Here is a 19256-nt window from a genome sequence, read left to right on the forward strand (position 1 = left end):
CTGAACTCCGATCGGTCAAGGTCTGGTCTCGACCGGCGAGGTTGCTCTTCCGCTCCGAAGTGTTCTGTGTCATTCTCCCGATGGAAGCCGAGATCCTATCGGATATCGGCTTAGCTCCGAGTAGTGACGGCTCGTCACGGCGCGTGCAGGACGAAGGGAAACAGGGTGAGCGGAACGATCGAGGTGAAACCGGCGCCGGCCGTGCCGGTGCCGGCAGCGGTGGTGACACCCCGGGCGGCGATCAAGCGGCCCAGCCGCTGGACCGAGGCCCGGCGCAGCTTCCGGCGGCACTGGCAGCTCTACCTGCTGATCATCGTCCCGCTCGCGTACTTCGTGATCTTCAAGTACATCCCGATCTCGAACGCGGTGATCGCGTTCAAGGACTACAGCCCGATCAAGGGTCCTTGGGGTAGCCCGTGGGTGGGCTTCAAGAACTTCGACTTGTTCTTCCACAACCCGGTCTTCTGGACGCTGCTGAAGAACACCTTCATCCTGGCCGTCTACCTGGTGCTGGCCAGCTTCCCGATCCCGATCATCCTGGCGGTGGCGCTGAACGAGCTGCGCCAGGGGGTGTTCCGCAAGACCGTGCAACTGGTGACCTACGCGCCGTACTTCATCTCCACTGTCGTGGTGGTGTCGATGACGCTGCTGGTGCTGTCACCGCGGATCGGCTTCGTCGACGACGCGATCGGGCTGTTCGGTATCCCGCAGATCGACTTCCTCGGCGACCCGAACTACTTCCGGCACATCTATGTCTGGTCCGACGTCTGGCAGACCACGGGGTACTCCGCGGTGATCTACCTGGCAGCGCTGTCCGGCATCGACCCGGCGTTGCACGAGTCGGCGAAGATCGACGGCGCGAGCCGGCTGCAGCGGATCCGCAACGTCGACCTGCCCGGCATCATGCCGACCGCGGTGATCATCTTGGTCCTCGGCGTCGGCAACATCATGTCGATCGGCTTCGAGAAGGCCTTCCTGCTGCAGAACCAGCTGAACCTGTCGCAGTCGGAGATCATCGCGACCTACGTCTACAAGACCGGGCTGCTGAACGCCGACTTCAGCATGGCCACCGCGGTCGGCCTGTTCAACTCCGTCCTGAACCTCTTCCTGCTGCTCGCGGTGAACTTCGTCGCGAAGCGGATCACCGGGAACGGACTGTGGTCATGACGGCGCCGGCCCAGAAGGAGAACCGATGAGCATCACGATGCGGGCCTTCCGCAACAATTCCGCTCCGCGACCGGTCGACTCCACGATCGCCGAGACCCGCGGTGACCGGATGTTCCTGGTGGGAATCAAGGTCATGCTGTGGATCGCATTGATCGCGGTGGCCGTTCCGCTGATCTACATCGTGGCCAACTCGTTCAGCAGCGCGAGCGCGGTCAGTGCCGGCCGGGTCTTCCTGTGGCCGATCGAGCCGAGCATCCGGGCGTACCAGGAGGCCTTCAGTGATCCGCTGATCATGAAGGGCTATCTGAACTCGTTCATCTACGCGATCGGCGGCACGCTGATCAGTGTTTCGCTGACCATCGCGATCGCCTACCCGCTGTCGCGGCGGACCTTCTTCGGCCGCAACGTGATCATGAGCGGACTGATCTTCACCATGTTGTTCTCCGGCGGCCTGATCCCCACCTACCTGGTGGTGCAGAACCTCGGCCTGCTGAACACCCGCTGGGCGATGGTGATCCCGAGCGCGATCGGGGTCTGGCAGGTGATCATCGCGCGCACGTTCTTCCGGTCCACCATCCCCGACGAGCTGTACGAAGCCGCCACCATCGACGGCGCGAGCGACCTGCGCTTCCTCTGGTCGATCGTGATCCCGCTGTCCAAGCCGGTGATCGCGGTGATCGCGCTGATGTACGCCATCTACCAGTGGAACAGCTACTTCGACGCCCTGGTCTATCTGAAGGACCCCAGCCTGTACCCGCTGCAGATCGTGCTGCGCAACGTGCTGATCCTGAACACCCAGACCGGATCGACCACTACCACCAGCCTGGCCCAGCAGCTCGAACAGCAACAGCTGGCCAATGTCTTGAAGTACGCGCTGATCGTCATCTCGAGTCTGCCCGTACTGATCATCTACCCGTTCGTCGCCCGCCACTTCACCAAGGGCGTGATGGTCGGCGCAGTCAAGGGTTAAGCGACCCCAACGGCAGTTTTGTTCGTACCAGAAGGGAAAGTACCGAAATGCGCTCAACTCTGAGCAAGGTCACCGCACTGGCGGCGGTCCTCGCGCTCGCCGCCACGGCGTGCAGCTCCAACAAGTCAGCCGACGGGGCGGCGAACGAGACGACGGCGGACGGCAAGACGGTGATCACCGTCATGTCGCCGTCCGACCAGACCATGAACCTGGACACCAACCTGGTGACCAAGATCATGAGCGACAAGTTCAAGATCCAGTTCAAGTGGCAGACCACCACGTTCGACGCGGGTCCGGCCAAGGAGAAGCGGTCGATCTCGCTGGCCAGCGGTGACTACCCGGCACTGTTCTTCCTGATCCCGTGGGTGGACGCCTTCACCCAGGCCGAGGTACTCAAGCTCGGTAGCCAGGGTGTCGCGCTGCCGCTGGAGCAGTTGATCAAGGAGAACGCGCCGAACATCCAGAAGGCGCTGGACTCGAACAAGACCTACAAGGAGATGTCGACCGCGCCCGACGGTCACATCTACGCGCTGCCGCAGTGGGCGGACTGCTACCACTGCACCTACCCGGACAAGCTGTGGATGAACAGTGCCTGGCTGAAGAAGCTCGGCCTGCAGCAACCGAAGACGACCGAAGACCTACGGAACGTCCTGCGGGCCTTCAAGACGCAGGATCCGAACGGCAACGGCAAGGCCGACGAGATCCCGATGACCAGCGATCCGCAGGACAGCAGCCTGATCGCCTACCTGATGGGCGCGTTCGCCTACGACCCGGTCGGCGCGAACAACGGCAACCGGTCGCTGCTCACGCTGAACGGTGACAAGGTCACCACCCCGGTCAACACCGATGCCTGGAGGGAGGGCCTGAAGTACATCAACTCCCTGTACAAGGAGGGCCTGATCGACCAGGCCGCGTTCACCCAGAACGCCCAGGCGTTGCAGGCGCAGGGCAACAACCCGAAGGCCGTCACGCTCGGCTCGGTACCGGTGCTGTGGCCAGGCATCTTCGTCCAGCTCGGCTCCAAGGACGGCAGGGACAAGCAGTACGACGCAGTGCCGCCGCTCACCGGACCCGATGGCAAGAGCTACACCGGTCTGAACTACCCGAGCTCCACCGGCTACACCTTCATGCTGACCAACAAGGCCAGCAAGGAGGCGCAAGTGGCCGCGATCAAGATGCTGGACTACATCTACACCGATGAGGGCCAGGAGATCACCAACATGGGTCCGGAAGGTGTCGGCTGGACCAAGCCGGGTCCCGGTGACGTCGCTCTCGACGCCGCCACGAAGCCGCTGTACAAGCCCAAGCAGGGTGACTCCGTCCCGAAGAACATCAGCTGGGGCGCGATGGGGCAGTACAACAACACGCTGGCCTACCGCAACGCGCAGGTGGTGCCGACCGACATCTACTCCGAGGCGGGCCTCGAGCGCCGGCTGTTCCAGGCGACCAAGACGTACGAGGGTCACGAGGACAAGGCCCAGTACTTCCCGCAGACCTCGGTCTGGCCGGACCCCAGCCTGAGCGGCGAACTGGCCACTCTGCAGACGAACCTGAGCAGCTACGTCAACCAGAACCAGCTCGCGTTCATCACCGGGTCGAAGAACATCGACACCGGCTGGGACGCCTACGTCAAGGGTCTCGACAGCACCGGGATGACCCGGTACCTGCAGATCCAGCAGCAGGCCTACGACAAGTACAAGGCCGGCAACAAGTAACAGCCACCTCCCCCTGAGGCTGCGCCGCGGAGCTACCGTTCAAGCTCCGCGGCGCAGCCGCGCACTCCCCGACCCCAGCCCGCGGCGAAGCCGCGGTGTTGTTAAGGATTTCCCTTATGTCTTCCGAGCTTTGGTTCCGTACCCCGGCTGTCGACTGGTTCGAAGCGCTCCCGATCGGCAACGGACATCTTGGTGCGAAGGTGTTCGGTCGCGTCGGCTCCGAGCGGATCGCCCTCAACCTCGACGACCTCTGGTCGGGCGACGGACCTCGTACGCTCGAGGTGACCGACGGCCCCGAAGTACTAGCCGACGTACGACGCCTGTTGCTCGACGAAGGCGATCGGCTGGCGGCGACCGAGCGGACCCGCGCCCTGCAAGGACCGCTGGTGGAGTCCTACCAGCCGCTCGGCGATCTCCTCATCACCGAGCCCGAAGGTGCCGAGGACTACCGCCGCAGGCTCGACCTGCGCACCGGCATCGTCGCGATCGACTACACCCGCGGCGGAGTGCGCTTCCATCGCGAGTCCTACGTCTCCGCACCCGATCAGGTCTTCGTCTGGACGGTCCTCGCGGACACCTCCGGCGCCGTCGACCTCGACATCGCCCTCTCCAGCCAGCACCCCTTCGAGCCGTCGGTGCTGGACGGTACGACGGTCGCCGTGACCGGCCGTGCCCCGTCGGACCTGACGATCGAGTACCGGCGGAGCCCCGACCCGATCCGCTACCGCGACGGCCACGGCATCGGTTTCGGCGCCGTACTGCGGGCACACGCCGCCGGCGGTTCGGTGCAGGCGACCGAAGCCGGGATCGCAGTACGCGGAGCGGACAGCCTCACCCTCGTGTTGTCGGCGGCAAGCACGTTCGCCGGCTGGAACGTCAAGCCCGGTTCAGATCCGGCCGTTGCGTTGCAGGAGGCGACGAGTGTGCTCGACGCCGTCGATCTGGCGAAGGTGCGGCAGCGGCATCTCGACGACCACATCGCGTTGTACGACCGCGCGGAGCTGACGCTCGGCGTACCGGTCGAGCTGCCGACCGATGAGCGGATCGACGCGTTCGCTGCCGGAGGCGAGGATCCTGATCTGGCGGCGCTGACGTTCGCGTTCGGCCGGTACCTGCTGATGGCGTCGTCGCGGCCGGGGACCCAGGCGGCCAACCTGCAGGGGATCTGGAACCAGGACCGCCGTCCGATGTGGGCGAGCGACTGGACGAACAACATCAACACCCAGATGAACTACTGGCTCGCCGACGTCACCGGCTTGAGCGAGTGCTTCGATCCGCTGACGGAGCTGCTCGAAGGTCTTGCCGAGTCGGGCAAGGAGACCGCGCGGATCCTGTACGACGCGCCTGGTTGGGTCTCACACCACAACGCCGACATCTGGCGAGCGACCTGGCCCGTCGGCGAGGGCGGCGACGATCCCGTCTGGGCGATGGCCGCGACCTGTGGAGTCTGGCTCTCCGCGCACCTGATGGAGCACTACCGCTTCGGGCAGGACGTGGAGTTCCTGCGCGACCGGGCGTACCCGGTGCTGGCCGGCGCGACCGAGTTCGTGCTCAGCATGCTGGTGGAGGATCACGACAAGCACCTGCAGTTCATCCCCTCGACGGCACCTGAGCACCATTTCATCCTGCCGACCGGCGAGAAGGCGTCGGTCGACCTCACCACGACGTACGACCTGTGGCTGATCCGCGAACTGATCGGCAACCTGGTCGAGGCGGAACAGGCTCTCGGGCTCGACTCGGAGCTGGCCGCGAGAGGCCGGGCGGCGGTACTGCGGTTGCCGGAGATCCCGATCGCGGCAGACGGCCGGTTGATGGAGTGGCCCACCGATTGGCAGCCGTCCGAACCGGATCATCGGCACCAGTCCCACCTGTATGGACTGTATCCGGGGGCGGCGATCGACCCCCGCAGTACGCCGGAATGGGCCGAGGCGGCGCGCCGGGCACTCGCCGTACGGACTGCTACGGGTGCGCCTGGTGGGTGGACGAGTGCGTGGTTGATCGCCTTGTGGGGAAGGCTTTTCGAGGCGGAGAAGGCGGCCGCCGCGATTCGGTTCTACCTGAGCAAGATGGTCTCGGACAACCTGCTGCATCGCGACGGAGACATCTTCCAGATCGACGCGAACTTCGGGTTGACGGCTGGGATCGCCGAGCTGTTGATCCAGAGCCATACGGACGTGATCCGGTTGCTGCCGGCGCTGCCCGCGGAGTGGCCGGACGGTTCGTTCCGGGGGCTGCGGGCGCGGGGTGGGCTGTCGTTCGACGTGACCTGGACGGGCGGCCGGATCGTCGAGGCGACCGTGCATGCGGACGTGGAGGGGACGTATCGGATCGCGGTCGGTGCGGAGGAGCAGACGGTCACGCTGGCAGCTGGCAGCCTCACCAAGCTAACCCTTAGGGTTGCCTAACCAAAGTCGTTGTAGGCTCAACCACGACTTTGCCCTGAGGAGAGGAACGGCATGAGAAGCCGGATCATGAGCGCCGCGGCCGGCACGGTGGTGCTGGTTCTGGCGCTGGCTGCGTGTGGTGGCAGCGACAAGAAGCAGGCTGACACCGGGGTCGGTGACACCGACGTCGCAACCGGCGGCCGGCTGTTCTCGACCGCCGACGCGGCGACGGCGAAGCTCGGTTCGGATGCGCAGCCCGGAGTGTTCCCGCGGACGGTGAAGCACGCGCTCGGCGAGACGAAGATCGACAAGAGGCCCGAGCGGGTCGTCGTACTGGACAGCGGTGAACTCGACGGCGTGCTGGCGCTCGGGATCACGCCGGTCGGGATGGCGACGAACGCCGGCCAGAACGGCGTACCGGCGTACCTCAAGGACAAAGCCCAGGGGATCGCCACCGTCGGCGGCGTGAGCGAGCTCAAGCTCGAGGCGATCGCGGCGTTGCACCCGGATCTGATCCTCGGCAGCAAGCTGCGTGCGAACGACCTGTACGACAAGCTGAGCGCGATCGCACCGACCGTGATGAGCATCCGGCCGGGCTTCCCCTGGAAGGAAGACTTCCTGCTGCTCGCCGACGCGCTCGGCGAGGAAGCCAAGGCGACCCAGATCCTCAACGGGTACCAGGCCCGCGCGAACGACGTGAAGAAGAAGGTGACCGGATCGCCGACGATCTCGCTGGTGCGGTTCCGGCCGGGCGACATCCGGCTGTACGGCAACCTGTCCTTCATCGGCGTGATCCTGAAGGACATCGGGCTGCCGCGGCCGAAGGTGCAGGACATCCAGGAGCTTGCGCTGGAGGTCTCCCAGGAGAACATCGGCAAGGCCGACGGTGACTGGATCTTCTACTCCAGCTACGGCGACCCGAAGGCGACCGCGGAGAACACGGTCGTCAACGGGACACTGTGGAAGTCGCTGCCGGCGGTGAAGGCGGGCAAGGTGCAGCGCGTCGACGACGAGGTGTGGTTCCTCGGCCTCGGCCCGATCGGTGCGATGGCGACGCTGAACGACCTGGAGAAGTACCTCGGCGGGAAGAGTTAGCTCTCGACCGGCAGCAGGCCGCGCTCGGCGAAGACCTTCTTGGCGACGGCGATCGCGTTGAGGGCCTTCGGGAAGCCGCAGTAGCCGGAGGCATGGATGAACGTCTCGACGATCTCGGTCGGGGTCAGACCGACGTGCAGTGACGTCTTCACGTGCAGCTCGAGCTGCGGCTCACAACCGCCGAGCGCGGTCAGCATGCCCAACGTCACCAGCTGACGCTGCTTGGGATCGAGCCCGGGCCGCGCATAGATGTCGCCGAACCCGTAGGCGATCGTGTGGTGCGCGAGCGCCGGCGCGATGTCCTGCAAACTGGCCATCACCGCCGCACCGTCACTGCCGTTGATCGCCGCGAACACTGCCAGCCCGCGCTCGTACCGGGCCTGGTCTTCGTCGCTGTCGATATTCGGCACGTGGCCGAACTGCTCCGCTCCGGTCATGGCCCGAACCTAAGCGACGGCCGGGTCAGGCCTGGGAACGACGAGCAACGTGCTGCTCGCCGTGGCCACCAGGTCGCCGGCGCTGGTCACGACGTTGCCTTCGGCAAATATCACCCGCTTGCCGCCCTTGATCACCAGACCGGTGGCGGTGAGTTGCCCGGTGTCGGCGAGGACCGGGCGCAGGTAGTTCACCTTGATCTCGATCGACGTGTAGCCGACGCCGGCCGCCAGCGTGGTGTGCGCGGCACAGCCGGTGACCGTGTCGAGCAGGGTGCAGACCAGCCCACCGTGCACCATCCCGATCGGGTTGTAGTGGGCGTGCGACGGCAGGCACCCGAAGACCACCTTGCCGGGGCCGACCTCGAGGACGGACATCTGCATCAGCACCGCGATGGGTGGCGGTGGAATCGCGCCGTCCAGGGCCCGCTGCATGTACTCCAGCCCGCTGAACTTGGCGTTCTCGGCCAGCACCTGCGCCGGGTCGACCCACCGAAACGTCTGTTCATCCATCGGGCGAGCCTATCGCCCGCGCCGGAGGTTCTCCGGCCCTTGGGGGGACGCTTTCGAGCAGGGTTTGTCGTCCGTTCGGACGGATGGTTCGTTCAGATGGATGAAATCGCGGTAAGACCAGGAGGAGAGATTGCTCCTGGGCTTTGGTGTGCGGTCGGTGTCGTGAACAATCGGGGCATGTCCCACCGCCAGACCGCTGTTGCCAACCCGAAGCCGCCGTCGCGTTCGACCGGTCGGCGGGAGCGCCGTGCCCGTTCTGCTGGACAGAGTCGTTCCGGACAGAGCCGTTCTGCCGGGAAGTGGCGCCGCGGCTGGGTGATCGCTGTCCTCGCGGTGCTGTCCGCGCTGCCGATGGCGTTCCACCGGCACGTGCCGAACTCGATCGGCAACCTCGGCAGCCTGCTCGATACCTTCCTGCCCTGGGTCGGCCTCGCCATCCCGGTGCTCGCCGTGGCGGCACTCGTACGCCGGTCCGCGACGGCCGGCGTCGCGCTGCTGGTCCCGGTCGCGGTCTGGGGAATGATGTTCGGGAACGCCATCATCCCGGGCAAGGGCGGGGGGCCGCACGATCTGCGAGTGCTCTCGCACAACGTCGACGCGGCCAATCCGAATCCGACCAAGACAGCCCAGGATCTGCTCGCGGCCGACGCGGACGTGATCGCGCTGGAGGAGCTCACCTCGGCGGACCTGAAAATCTACAAGGCGCAGTTCGCCGCGAAGTACCCGCATGTGGTCGCCCGCGGCACGGTGGCGTTGTGGTCGAAGTACCCGGTCGAGGAGAGCGAGGCGGTCGACGTCGGCTTCGCCTGGACCAGGGCGCTCCGGGCCGAGGTCAGTACGCCGGAGGGCAAGGTGGCGTTCTACGTCGCGCACCTCGCGTCGGTCCGGATCGGCACCAGCGGGTTCACCTCGAACCAGCGCAACGACACGATCAAGCAGCTCGGTCAGCAGATCGCCCAGGAGAAGGACGCGGGCGTGGTGGTGATGGGCGACTTCAACGGTACGGCGAACGATCGCAGCCTCGCACCGATCACCGCCGGACTGCGCTCGGCCCAGGGCGCCGCCGGCTTCGGCTTCGGCTTCACCTGGCCGGCCAAGTTCCCGATGGCGCGGATCGACCACATCCTGGTCCGCGGCGTCGACCCCACCAAAGCCTGGGTCCTCCCCTCCACCGGCAGCGACCACCGCCCGGTAGTCGCCGAAATCCGCATCTGACGCTGCGCCGCGATCCCTCGCCCACCTGTCTCGCCTCGCCGCGTTCCCTCGCTCACCCGCCTCCTTCCCGCTGACTCCGTCCACCTACCTTCTCGACTCGCCGATTTTGTCGCGGAAAACCCGCGAGTCGAGAAGGTGAGTGGACTGCGACCGGCGAGTCGACGGGGTAAGACGCGCGGGGTCGGCGGTCGAGGGGGGACGGGCGGGGTCGGCGGTCGAGGGTGGGACGCGCGGGGTCGGCGGGTCGAGGGGGCAGGCCCGTGCCGGCTGATCGCGCCGCGGTCGGCGATCGCCGAGGTCTGCGGTTAGCTTTCTGCTAGGCCGTTGCGGTAGGCGTAGCGGACTGCTTCGGCGCGGTGGCGGGCGCCGATCTTGGCAAACGTGTTGTTGATGTGGGTCTTCACCGTCGTCTCGCCGATGAACAGCAGTTCGGCGATCTCGGAGTTGCTGAGGCCTTTGGCGATCAGCTTCAGGACTTCGGTCTCCCGGCTCGTCAGTCCGTCGGCCGGCGGGGGAGTCGGTGTCATCGCAGCGACCAGCCGGCGCGACACCTCGGGATCGAAGGTCGCGTGACCGGCCGCGGTCGACTTCAGCGCTGCCCCGATCTCCACCCGGCCCGCGTCCTTGGTGAGATAACCACGAGCACCAGCTCGCAGCGCCGACGTGATCGACTCGTCGTCGGCGTACGTGGTCAGCACCAGCACTGCAACCTCCGGGTACTGCGCGGTGAGCCGAGCAGTCGCCTGTACGCCGTCCAGCACCGGCATCCGCAGATCCATCAACACCACGTCAACGTTGCCCCGCGCAACCAACTCGACTGCCTCAACCCCATTCCCAGCCGCCCCCACCACCTCAACCCCATCGATCAACCCCAGCAGCGCGACCAACCCTTCCCGCACCACCTGCTGATCATCCGCCACCACCACCCGCACCAACTCACTCATCGCACACCTCGCCGAGGATCACTCGCCACCCGCTCACTCATCAGCCACCTCCGCAACCACCAGCCAGTCGTCACCCACCGGCCCAGCCTCGAGCGTCCCCTTCACCAACGCCAACCGCTCTCGCATTCCAGCCAACCCGAAACCCCTCTCGCCGGTTAGCGCGCCAAGGTCGCGAGCGTTCTCGACCTTCAGCAGCAAACCTCTGTCGCCGTTCAGATGGACTGTGATGCGGCGCCCAGGAGCGTGTTTTGCAGCGTTCGTGAGTGCCTCCCTCGCTGCACCCAGCAGAGCGACCACCACGTCGGGGCCCGGTGTGCGGGGATGTTCCACTGTCAGGTCGACCTCGACTCCGTGGTCCTTGCGGTGTTGGTCGACCATGGAAGCGAGCGCCTCTGGGAGGGCAGGGACTTCGTCCGAGCGTAGGGCGGCTACCGCGTTTCGCGCTTCGACCAGCCCCTGGACGGCGAGGCGGCGGGAGCGTTTCACCCGGTTGAGGGCGCCCGGGATGTCGTTGCCTTCGTCAAGCAATGCTTCGGCCAGCTCCAACTGCACACTCAACGCACCGAGCGAATGCGCCAGTACGTCGTGCAGCTCGCGTGCCAACCGGCCGCGCTCGTCGAGAGCAGCTGCTCGCGCGTGTTCCCGCTGCGCCAGCCGGGTCTGTTCGAGCAGTTGCTCCGTCTGCCGCGCCTGGATCTCCGCCTGCCGCCGGTTCAGCCCGAACGCGACCAGGATCGCCGTCCAGAGCAGCTGGGTGAACACCCAGGTAGCCGACTCGTCCCAGAAGATCGCCGACAGGCTGTAGGCGACAGTGCACCCGATGCCGACGGCAATCAACGGCCGGTAGCCCTGCGGCAGAATCATCACGGCGACATCTGCGATCGCCATCAGCACGAGCACCAGCGAGTTGGAGTCGTCCACCGCCGCGATCAGCGCGCTGCTGATCGCGGCATAGGCGAGCAGAGCCAGAGAGAGCATCGGCCGCTTCCGCATCAACGCCGTACCGGTCAGGAAGGTCACCAGTCCGGCTGCCAGCACGAGGTAAACCCAAAGCTGGTCGGGCCGAGCGGTCGCCAGCACCCCGATCGCCACCACCGCAGCCAGCGACCGCCCGATCCACCCGGTCTCCCCGTGCGGACCAGCCTCGAGCGTGCCTTCGTACTCGGTCGGCCGGGCTCTGCCGACCAGCCAGTTCGTCACCTGTCCGCGTACTCCTCGATCTCCGCATGAGCCTTCGCCTGGAGCACCAAGGATTGCACCAGCAGCGTGGCGCCCATGGTCAGCAGGATCGATCCGCCGCCCGAGGTGACGGTCGCACCGAGGAGATGCCCGAGCCCGGCGAGCCCCAATCGCAGTACGAGATAGCCGGCCATGATGCCGAGGCCGGGAGCGCCGAGCCTGTAGAAGACCTTGCCCTGACGCCGCTGCACCTGCGACACCCGGCCGGTCGCCAGGCCGGCCACCAGAGCGAGCCCGACGCCGACGACGAGGAGGGCTACGTCCAGCGCGCCCAGCTGATCGTGCTGGAGCTTGTCGTACATCTGATAGACCCCGACGCCGACCATCACCAGCGGACCACGCCAGACGTCGGTGTCGGAGTTCTCGAGTTCGGACCAGGACAGTCGCCGCACCACGACGGCGATCACGATCGCGACGACCACGGCCGCATTGAGCAAAGTCATACCGCCGACGCTAGGTTCGCGCCGGCGTCGCATGAACATCCCCAGGGTGGAGACCTAGGTGGAGATGCCGGCAGTAACGGAACTGTGCGCGCGGCCCCGCAGGCATGCGGGTGGGCACAGGAGTAACGTTCCTCACCGGTAATACCACAGAGCGTCACGACGATGCGGAGGGCCGATGCTCGCGCTTGATTCCGTCCTACGGCTGGATGCCACGGCGATCGACTACATCATCATTGCTACCTACTTCGCGTTCGTGCTCGGGATCGGCTATCTGGCCAAACGCGCGGTCTCCAACAGCCTCGACTTCTTCCTCTCCGGACGTTCGCTGCCGGCCTGGGTGACCGGCCTGGCGTTCATCTCGGCCAACCTGGGCGCGATCGAGATCATGGGGATGTCGGCCAACGGCGCGCAGTACGGGATGCCGACCGTGCACTACTTCTGGATCGGCGCGATCCCGGCGATGCTGTTCCTCGGCGTCGTGATGATGCCGTTCTACTACGGCTCCAAGGTCCGCAGCGTGCCCGAGTTCATGCTCAGACGGTTCGGGAAGCCCGCGCATCTGGTGAATGCGATCAGCTTCGCGCTGGCCCAGGTGCTGATCGCGGGCGTCAACCTGTTCCTGCTGGCGACCATCGTGAACGTGCTGCTCGGCTGGCCGATCTGGCTGTCGGTGATCCTCGCGGCCGTGATCGTTCTCAGCTACATCACCCTCGGTGGATTGTCGGCGGCGATCTACAACGAGGTGCTGCAGTTCTTCGTGATCGTGGCGGCTTTGTTGCCGTTGACAATCGTCGGGCTGCACAAGGTCGGCGGCTGGCAGGGGTTGACCGACAAGATCACCGACAGCAAAGAACTGCATGCCTGGCCCGGTACCGAGCTGAGCGGCTTCAACAACAGCTTCCTGTCGGTGATCGGCCTGGTCTTCGGTCTCGGCTTCGTGCTGTCGTTCGGCTACTGGACGACGAACTTCGTCGAGGTGCAGCGGGCGCTGGCCAGCAAGAACATGTCGGCCGCCCGGCGTACGCCGATCATCGGCTCGTTCCCGAAGATGTTCGTCCCCTTCATCGTCATCATCCCGGGCATGATCGCGGCGGTCGCCGTACCGGAACTGCAGCAGTTCAAGGCGGGCCAAGGCGGCTCGGTCGACTACAACGACGCGTTGCTGCTGCTGATGCGCGACCTGCTGCCGAACGGCATGCTCGGCCTGGCGATCACTGGCCTGCTGGCCTCGTTCATGGCCGGGATGGCGGCCAACCTCAGCTCGTTCAACACCGTCGTCACCTACGACCTGATCGAGCGGTACATCCTCAAGGACCGCGACGACGCGTTCTACCTGCGGACCGGCCGCTGGCTGACCGTCGGCGGCACGATCGTGGCGATCGGTACGGCGGCGATCGCGTCCGGCTACAGCAACCTGATGGACTACTTGCAACAGCTGTTCTCGTTCTTCAACGCGCCGCTGTTCGCGACGTTCATCCTCGGTATGTTCTGGAAGCGGATGACCGCGGCGGCCGGCTGGATCGGCCTGGTCAGCGGTACGGCGACCGCGATCGTGGTCTTCGTGCTCTCCGAGAACGGCGTGATCAACCTGCCGGGTCAGGGCGCGAGCTTCGTCGGGGCCGGTGCGGCCTTCGTCGTCGACATCCTGCTCAGCGTGGTGGTCAGCCTGGTGACGAGACCGAAGACCGACGAGGAGCTGAAGGGGCTGGTCTACTCGCTCACCCCGAAGGAGGACCGGACCGAGACCGCTCAGGAAGGTGACCACGGCTGGTACCGCAAGCCGACGCTGCTGGCCGGCATCTCGCTGGCTCTCGTCATCGCCCTGAACATCGTCTTCGGCTGACCCGGACAGGAGACCCGACATGGCTGAGCAGACCAAGAAGAAGGCCGGAGCATTCGACATCCGGGTGGTGATCGCCGCGCTGGTCGCGATCTACGGCGTGGTGCTGACGATCCTCGGGATCATCGCGGACCCGAAGGAGGTGGACAAGGCGGCCGGGATCAACATCAACCTCTGGGGCGGCATCGCGATGCTGGTGTTCGCCGCCCTCTTCGTCCTCTGGGCCCGCCTGCGCCCGATCGTCGTACCGGTCGAGAGGCCGCGCGACTGAACCGTGTGACGTACGGCGTGTCCGTTTCACGAACATTGCTGTCCGGCGTGGTCCTGCTGTTCGGGGCTTCGGGTTCCTAGGCTCGAAGTACCCGAACAGGAGGACATCGAGATGACGATCACGCAAGCGCCGGCGGACCTGGCGGCGCAGTACGCGGAGCAGGGCTTCGTGCTGGTGAGAGGCCTGCTCAGCAAGGAGGAAGCGGCGTCGTACCGGGCGACCAGCCATGCGTTGCTGGAGCGGCTGAACCGCGACGACGACCCCACCTGGCAGTCCGCGATGGGGATGTCGGGCGGCAAGACCCGGTTGCAGCATCTGCACGACGCGCAGTTCTACGACGCGGCGTTCTCCCGGCTGCTGGTGGACCCGCGGTTCACCGATGTGGCCGCTGCGGTGATGGGTGTGGAGGACGTGCAGCTGCACCACACCAAGCTCTTCGTGAAGCCGCCGGAGAACGGGTCGCCGTTCCCGCTGCACCAGGACTACCCGTTCTTCCCGCACAAGTACCACCGGGTCGGGGCGGCGATCTTCCACTTCGACGACGCGCCGGAGGAGAAGGGCTGTGTCCGGGTGATCCCCGGCAGCCACCTGGCCGGCCCGCGCGAGCATGACCCCGAGGGTTCCTTCCACCTGCCCGACGTACCGTTCGAGGACGCTGTGCCGCAGCCTGCCGAGGCCGGTGACGTGCTGTTCTTCAGCTACCTGACCGTGCACGGCTCGGGAGTGAACGTCAGCAACGAGGCGCGGACCACCTGGCTGGTGCAGTACCGGGACCCGTCCGACCCGCCCACGGTGAAGACCCATGACCACTCGCTCGGGCAGGGCATGATGCTGAGGGGAGTGGACCCGACCGGTAGGAGTGGCGTTTGAGTCTGGCGGCTGTCGAGGCGGCGGACCGGTTCGTGGACCTCGCGGGACTGCTGGAGTCCTGCGAGGTCGGTGGCTTCCGTGCGGACTTCGTGAGCTGGGGGCACTACCGCCCGGAGTACTGGCGGAACTACTGGCACAGCCACTCGTTCCACGAGGTCTGCTTGGCCTACTCCGGCTCAGGTCGCTTCAACTGTGGTCCTACGGAGTATGAGGTCAGCGAGGGCGACGTGTTCCTGGCTCGGCCCGGGGACGTGCACGAGATCGAGTCGAGCCGCTCGTCGCCGCTAGGGATCGCCTTCTGGGGCTTCGCCTTTCGTCCTTTGGCTAGTAGCTCTGGGACAGGCTGGTGGTCGGGGCTGACCCGGCCGGACGGACCAGTGGTGTCTACAGCTGTGGGCGGTCTTCCGGCGGCAGTTGCTGCCCTTGCCGACGAAGCTGCCAAGCCGCGGTCCGGCTACAACGAGCTGTTGGGTGCATTTGGAGCCGCTCTCGTGCTGGACACTGCCCGAGCCTTTGCGCTGGACCAGGACCTTTCGGTGGAACCCGTCGTACGGGACAGAGGGTCTGTAGTTGTTGAAGCGATGCAGCGGCATCTGCTCGACAACCTGGCTCGCCCGGTGACAGTGCGAGAGGTAGCAGCCGCAGTACACCTCTCGGAGCGGCACGCCGAGCGGCTGTTCAGCTCAGTCACTGGAGCTTCTCTGATGTCCACACTGCGCCGGCTGAGGCTGGAGCTCGCCGCGCAACTGCTGTTCGACCCGGCGCTCACAGTGACCGAGATAGCGCGAGCCTGCGGGTACTCCGACGTACGGCCGTTCTCCACCGCGTTCAAGCGACACTACGGCCGTACGCCGGGCGACTACCGCCGCACGGGTGGTACTTCGTTCGTCTAGAACGAGACCTGCTCGGTGGTGTCGGTACGCAGCACCGACTCCTGCTGGAACTGCTTCTTGTACTTGTCGCGGATCTCTTCGATCTTCTTGCTGTCCTGCTGCTGCTCGTCGAGCGAGTAGATCAGTACGACGACCTTCGACCGCTCCTTGGTGACCGAGCCGTTGTCCTCCTGCCACTGGCCGTTGCCGGACAGCACAGTGAGGCCCAGCGGGAACCGCGGCGTGATGGTCTTGTTGATGAACTGCTGGAACTGCCAGTCGGTCACGTCCGGGCCGGGCTTGTCGGTGCCGAAGAACAGCTCGGTCCTGACCATGGTGTCGCCGTACAGCTTCACCGTGCTGCTGTTGTCATCGGTGTGGTTCAGGGCCACCGCGGTCGGTGTCACCAGCGCGGTCGCGATCAGCGTGGCGGTTGCGGTCTTCTTGGCCAGATTCATCATGCTGTGGTCCCCCAGGAGGTCTTCTGTCTGCCTCACCGAAGCTAGGGGCGGTTCTCCGGGTGCGGGCGCGATCAGGGGGATGTCTGACCCGGCGTACCAGCTCTGCTGCCCGTTCGAGCGGGGCCGGAGTTAACCCGGTCACATCTCGGTGGCGTGATGCGGTAATCTGGGGCTATGCGAGTGACCCTGCTTCTTATCTAGCCGTACTGGCATCGAGGCGCCTTCTGAGCGCCGGCCCGTACGGCGTCCCCTCCTGTGTGAGGGGCTTTTTCATTTCTCAGGCCGTTTCTGGCAGGGTTCCCATGACATCTCTAGAACGCAGGAGTACGACGGTGAGCGAGCAGGGTGAGCACGAGGCGGGCGACGCGATCGACCGCGGCGGCTACGACTTCAATGCCATGCAGGCCAAGTGGCGGCCGGTCTGGGAGAAGCTCGACCCGTTCAAGGCCAAGGACGACGGCTCGGCCGAGCGCCGGTACGCGCTGACGATGTTCTCCTACCCGTCCGGTGACCTGCACATGGGCCACGGCGAGGTGTTCGCGCTGCACGACGTGCTGTCCCGGTTCTGGTTCCAGCAGGGCTACGACGTGATGAACCCGATCGGCTGGGACTCCTTCGGGCTGCCCGCCGAGAACGCGGCGATCAAGCGCAACGAGCACCCGGCGACGTACACGTACGCCAACATCGAGACCCAGGCGGAGTCGATCCGGCGGTACGCGCTGAGCTTCGACTGGTCGCGCCGGCTGCACACGTCCGACCCGGAGTACTACAAGTGGACGCAGTGGCTGTTCCTGCGCTTCTTCGAGCGCGGGCTGGCCTACCGCAAGGCGTCGTACGTGAACTGGTGTCCCAACGACCAGACCGTGCTGGCCAACGAGCAGGTCGTGCAGGGCAAGTGCGAGCGCTGTGGGGCCGAGGTCACCAAGCGTGAGCTGACCCAGTGGTACTTCAAGACCACCGCGTACGCGCAGCGGCTGCTGGACGACATGGACCAGCTGCAGTGGCCCGAAGAGATCCTGCTGATGCAGCGGAACTGGATCGGCCGCTCCGAGGGTGCCTTCACCAACTTCGTGGTCGAGGGCCGCGAGGAGCCGCTGAAGGTCTTCACCACCCGCCCGGACACGCTGTTCGGTGCCACCTTCATGGTGGTCGCGCCGGACTCCAAGCTGGCCGAGGAACTGGTCACGCCGGAGCAGCGCGAGGCGTTCGACACCTACCTGACCGCGGTCAAGGCGTCGACCGAGATCGAGCGGCTGAGCACCGACCGGGAGAAGACCGGTGTCTTCCTGGGCGCCTATGCGACCAACCCGGTGACCGGTGAGCGGATCCCGATCTGGGCCGCCGACTACGTGCTGTCCGACTACGGCACCGGCGCGATCATGGCCGTGCCCGCGCAGGACTCCCGGGACTGGGAGTTCGCGGAGAAGTTCGGTCTGCCGATCGTGCGCACCGTGCAGCCCGACGAGGGCTTCGACGGGAAGGCCTTCACCGGGGACGGGCCGGCGATCAACAGCGCCAACGACGAGATCAGCCTGGACGGCCTGGGGGTGACTGAGGCCAAGGCGAAGATCATCGACTGGCTGGAGGACAAGGGCCTGGGCGAGCGGACCATCAACTACCGGCTGCGCGACTGGCTGCTGAGCCGGCAGCGCTACTGGGGCGCTCCGATCCCGATCATCCACTGCCCGGTCGACGGCGAGGTGCCGGTGCCGGACGACCAGCTGCCGGTGGAGCTGCCCGACCTGCGCGGTGCGGCTCTCGCTCCCCGGGGTGTCTCGCCCCTGGCGTCGGCCCGTGACTGGGTCGAGGTCAGCTGCCCGAAGTGTGGGGGTCCTGCCGAGCGGGACACCGACACGATGGACACGTTCGTCGACTCGTCCTGGTACTTCCTGCGGTACACCTCGCCGGAGTACACCGAGGGGCCCTTCGATCGTGCGGCGGCCGATCGCTGGATGCCGACGTACCAGTACGTCGGTGGCAAGGAGCACGCCGTACTGCACCTGCTGTACTCGCGCTTCTTCGTCAAGGCGCTGCACGACATGGGCATGCTGGACGCGGTCGAGCCGTTCACCCGGCTGCTGAACCAGGGCCAGGTGATCAACCAGGGCAAGGCGATGAGCAAGTCGCTGGGCAACGGGGTCAACCTGGGCGACCAGCTGGACGAGTTCGGTGTCGACGCGATCCGGCTGACGATGGTGTTCGCCGGTCCGCCGGACGACGACATCGACTGGGCCGACCTGTCCCCGGGCGGATCGCTGCGGTTCCTGCAGCGGGCCTGGCGGCTGAGCGGATCGGTCGAGTCTCCGGTCGGGGTGGACTTCTCGGCCGGTGACCTGGCCCTGCGCAAGCTGACCCACCGGACGGTGGCCGACGCGACCGAGCTGATCGAGTCGTACCGGTTCAACGTGATGGTCGCCCGGGTGATGGAGCTGGTGAACGCGACCCGGAAGGCGATCGATTCCGGACCGGGCGCCGCCGACCCCGCAGTACGGGAGGCCGCCGAGACGGTGGCGATCCTGCTGAGCCTGGTCGCGCCGTACACGGCCGAGGACATGTGGGAGAACCTGGGGCACGAGCCGACCGTCGCGAAGGCCGGCTGGCCCGCTGTCGACCCGGAGCTGCTGGTCCAGGACTCGGTCACGGCCGTCGTACAGATCGCCGGCAAGGTCAAGGCCCGGCTGGAGGTGTCCCCGGACATCACCGATGCCGAGCTGGAGAAGCTGGCGCTGGCCGACGACGCGGTGCAGGCCGCGCTGGACGGCCGGGGAATCCGGAAGGTCATCGCCCGCGCGCCGAAACTGGTGAACATCGTCCCGGCCTGAG

The 19256-nt window shown here is 66.1% G+C and carries 17 protein-coding genes; 11 read left to right on the forward strand and 6 right to left on the reverse strand.

From position 1 onward, the window contains the following. The first annotated feature begins 165 nt into the window (after nt 1–165). The 5 genes from ABZ004_RS00290 to ABZ004_RS00310 all read left to right on the forward strand — a co-directional run bounded on the left by ABZ004_RS00290 (nt 166) and on the right by ABZ004_RS00310 (nt 7331). The gene (locus ABZ004_RS00290) at nt 166–1167 is read left to right on the forward strand and encodes an ABC transporter permease subunit (RefSeq protein ID WP_355677563.1); all 1002 of its coding nucleotides are present in this window, start codon (nt 166–168) and stop codon (nt 1165–1167) included. 25 nt (nt 1168–1192) lie between these two features. Next, nucleotides 1193–2137 carry a carbohydrate ABC transporter permease gene (locus ABZ004_RS00295; RefSeq protein ID WP_355677564.1) on the forward strand — a complete coding sequence of 315 codons (945 nt, stop codon included), beginning with the start codon at nt 1193–1195 and terminating at the stop codon, nt 2135–2137. Between the two features lie 47 nt (nt 2138–2184). Next, on the forward strand, nt 2185–3852 hold the full coding sequence (locus ABZ004_RS00300) for an ABC transporter substrate-binding protein (RefSeq protein ID WP_355677565.1): 1668 nt from the start codon (nt 2185–2187) through the stop codon (nt 3850–3852). A gap of 116 nt (nt 3853–3968) precedes the next feature. After that, the gene (locus ABZ004_RS00305) at nt 3969–6257 is read left to right on the forward strand and encodes a glycoside hydrolase family 95 protein (RefSeq protein WP_355677566.1); all 2289 of its coding nucleotides are present in this window, start codon (nt 3969–3971) and stop codon (nt 6255–6257) included. 51 nt (nt 6258–6308) lie between these two features. Next, nucleotides 6309–7331, forward strand: coding sequence for an iron-siderophore ABC transporter substrate-binding protein (locus ABZ004_RS00310; RefSeq protein ID WP_355677567.1), 1023 nt, complete (start codon nt 6309–6311; stop codon nt 7329–7331). Here the strand turns inward: ABZ004_RS00310 and ABZ004_RS00315 are convergent. Both ABZ004_RS00315 and ABZ004_RS00320 read right to left on the reverse strand, forming a co-directional pair. Continuing rightward, the gene (locus ABZ004_RS00315) at nt 7328–7768 is read right to left on the reverse strand and encodes a carboxymuconolactone decarboxylase family protein (protein ID WP_355677568.1); all 441 of its coding nucleotides are present in this window, start codon (nt 7766–7768) and stop codon (nt 7328–7330) included. The two genes, ABZ004_RS00310 and ABZ004_RS00315, sit on opposite strands and share 4 nt — an antisense overlap. 9 nt (nt 7769–7777) lie before the next feature. After that, nucleotides 7778–8278, reverse strand: coding sequence for a PaaI family thioesterase (locus tag ABZ004_RS00320; RefSeq protein ID WP_355677569.1), 501 nt, complete (start codon nt 8276–8278; stop codon nt 7778–7780). Between the two features lie 177 nt (nt 8279–8455). Here ABZ004_RS00320 and ABZ004_RS00325 point away from each other — a divergent pair, with 177 nt between their 5' ends. Further along, nucleotides 8456–9493, forward strand: coding sequence for an endonuclease/exonuclease/phosphatase family protein (locus tag ABZ004_RS00325; protein ID WP_355677570.1), 1038 nt, complete (start codon nt 8456–8458; stop codon nt 9491–9493). A 305-nt stretch (nt 9494–9798) separates the two neighbouring features. On the opposite strand, the gene ABZ004_RS00330 is transcribed toward ABZ004_RS00325, so the two are convergent. The 3 genes from ABZ004_RS00330 to ABZ004_RS00340 are packed head-to-tail and all read right to left on the reverse strand — an operon-like array spanning nt 9799 to nt 12119. Next, on the reverse strand, nt 9799–10437 hold the full coding sequence (locus ABZ004_RS00330) for a response regulator transcription factor (RefSeq protein ID WP_355677571.1): 639 nt from the start codon (nt 10435–10437) through the stop codon (nt 9799–9801). 33 nt (nt 10438–10470) lie between these two features. Beyond that, entirely contained in the window at nt 10471–11637 is a 1167-nt protein-coding gene (locus ABZ004_RS00335; protein WP_355677572.1) for a histidine kinase, read from the reverse strand. Beyond that, nucleotides 11634–12119 (reverse strand): hypothetical protein, encoded by a 486-nt coding sequence (locus ABZ004_RS00340; protein WP_355677573.1) that lies wholly within the window; start codon nt 12117–12119, stop codon nt 11634–11636. The genes ABZ004_RS00335 and ABZ004_RS00340 overlap by 4 nt, the downstream gene beginning before the upstream one ends. 175 nt (nt 12120–12294) lie before the next feature. On the opposite strand from ABZ004_RS00340, the gene ABZ004_RS00345 reads away from it, so the two are divergent. From ABZ004_RS00345 to ABZ004_RS00360, 4 genes are all read left to right on the forward strand, one after another. Continuing rightward, nucleotides 12295–13962 (forward strand): sodium:solute symporter family protein, encoded by a 1668-nt coding sequence (locus ABZ004_RS00345; protein ID WP_355677574.1) that lies wholly within the window; start codon nt 12295–12297, stop codon nt 13960–13962. Nucleotides 13963–13981: 19 nt separating this feature from the next. Further along, complete coding sequence (locus tag ABZ004_RS00350) at nt 13982–14230, forward strand: hypothetical protein (RefSeq protein ID WP_355677575.1); 249 nt, start codon at nt 13982–13984, stop codon at nt 14228–14230. Nucleotides 14231–14341: 111 nt separating this feature from the next. Beyond that, nucleotides 14342–15100, forward strand: a complete 759-nt coding sequence (locus ABZ004_RS00355) for a phytanoyl-CoA dioxygenase family protein (RefSeq protein ID WP_355677576.1) — start codon at nt 14342–14344, stop codon at nt 15098–15100. Further along, nucleotides 15097–15993, forward strand: a complete 897-nt coding sequence (locus ABZ004_RS00360; RefSeq protein WP_355677577.1) for an AraC family transcriptional regulator — start codon at nt 15097–15099, stop codon at nt 15991–15993. Before ABZ004_RS00355 ends, ABZ004_RS00360 begins: the two co-directional genes overlap by 4 nt. Here the strand turns inward: ABZ004_RS00360 and ABZ004_RS00365 are convergent. Then, a complete protein-coding gene (locus ABZ004_RS00365) occupies nt 15990–16433 on the reverse strand; it encodes a DUF3574 domain-containing protein (protein WP_355677578.1) in 444 nt (147 codons plus the stop codon). The genes ABZ004_RS00360 and ABZ004_RS00365 overlap by 4 nt on opposite strands. 332 nt (nt 16434–16765) lie before the next feature. On the opposite strand from ABZ004_RS00365, the gene leuS reads away from it, so the two are divergent. Beyond that, entirely contained in the window at nt 16766–19255 is a 2490-nt protein-coding gene (leuS, locus tag ABZ004_RS00370; RefSeq protein WP_355677579.1) for a leucine--tRNA ligase, read from the forward strand. Nucleotide 19256: the final 1 nt, after the last annotated feature.

The organism is Kribbella sp. NPDC006257, assembly GCF_040613535.1.
In the GTDB taxonomy this organism is placed as follows: domain Bacteria; phylum Actinomycetota; class Actinomycetes; order Propionibacteriales; family Kribbellaceae; genus Kribbella.

Excerpts from the sequence above, each read along its gene's own strand:
- ABZ004_RS00330 (WP_355677571.1), bottom strand. The coding sequence starts at position 10,437 with ATGAGTGAGTTGGTGCGGGTGGTGGTGGCGGATGATCAGCAGGTGGTG.
- ABZ004_RS00350 (WP_355677575.1), top strand. The coding sequence starts at position 13,982 with ATGGCTGAGCAGACCAAGAAGAAGGCCGGAGCATTCGACATCCGGGTG.
- ABZ004_RS00325 (WP_355677570.1), top strand. The coding sequence starts at position 8,456 with ATGTCCCACCGCCAGACCGCTGTTGCCAACCCGAAGCCGCCGTCGCGT.
- ABZ004_RS00305 (WP_355677566.1), top strand. The coding sequence starts at position 3,969 with ATGTCTTCCGAGCTTTGGTTCCGTACCCCGGCTGTCGACTGGTTCGAA.
- ABZ004_RS00340 (WP_355677573.1), bottom strand. The coding sequence starts at position 12,119 with ATGACTTTGCTCAATGCGGCCGTGGTCGTCGCGATCGTGATCGCCGTC.
- ABZ004_RS00295 (WP_355677564.1), top strand. The coding sequence starts at position 1,193 with ATGAGCATCACGATGCGGGCCTTCCGCAACAATTCCGCTCCGCGACCG.
- ABZ004_RS00345 (WP_355677574.1), top strand. The coding sequence starts at position 12,295 with ATGCTCGCGCTTGATTCCGTCCTACGGCTGGATGCCACGGCGATCGAC.
- ABZ004_RS00315 (WP_355677568.1), bottom strand. The coding sequence starts at position 7,768 with ATGACCGGAGCGGAGCAGTTCGGCCACGTGCCGAATATCGACAGCGAC.
- ABZ004_RS00355 (WP_355677576.1), top strand. The coding sequence starts at position 14,342 with ATGACGATCACGCAAGCGCCGGCGGACCTGGCGGCGCAGTACGCGGAG.
- ABZ004_RS00300 (WP_355677565.1), top strand. The coding sequence starts at position 2,185 with ATGCGCTCAACTCTGAGCAAGGTCACCGCACTGGCGGCGGTCCTCGCG.
- ABZ004_RS00365 (WP_355677578.1), bottom strand. The coding sequence starts at position 16,433 with ATGATGAATCTGGCCAAGAAGACCGCAACCGCCACGCTGATCGCGACC.
- ABZ004_RS00320 (WP_355677569.1), bottom strand. The coding sequence starts at position 8,278 with ATGGATGAACAGACGTTTCGGTGGGTCGACCCGGCGCAGGTGCTGGCC.
- ABZ004_RS00310 (WP_355677567.1), top strand. The coding sequence starts at position 6,309 with ATGAGAAGCCGGATCATGAGCGCCGCGGCCGGCACGGTGGTGCTGGTT.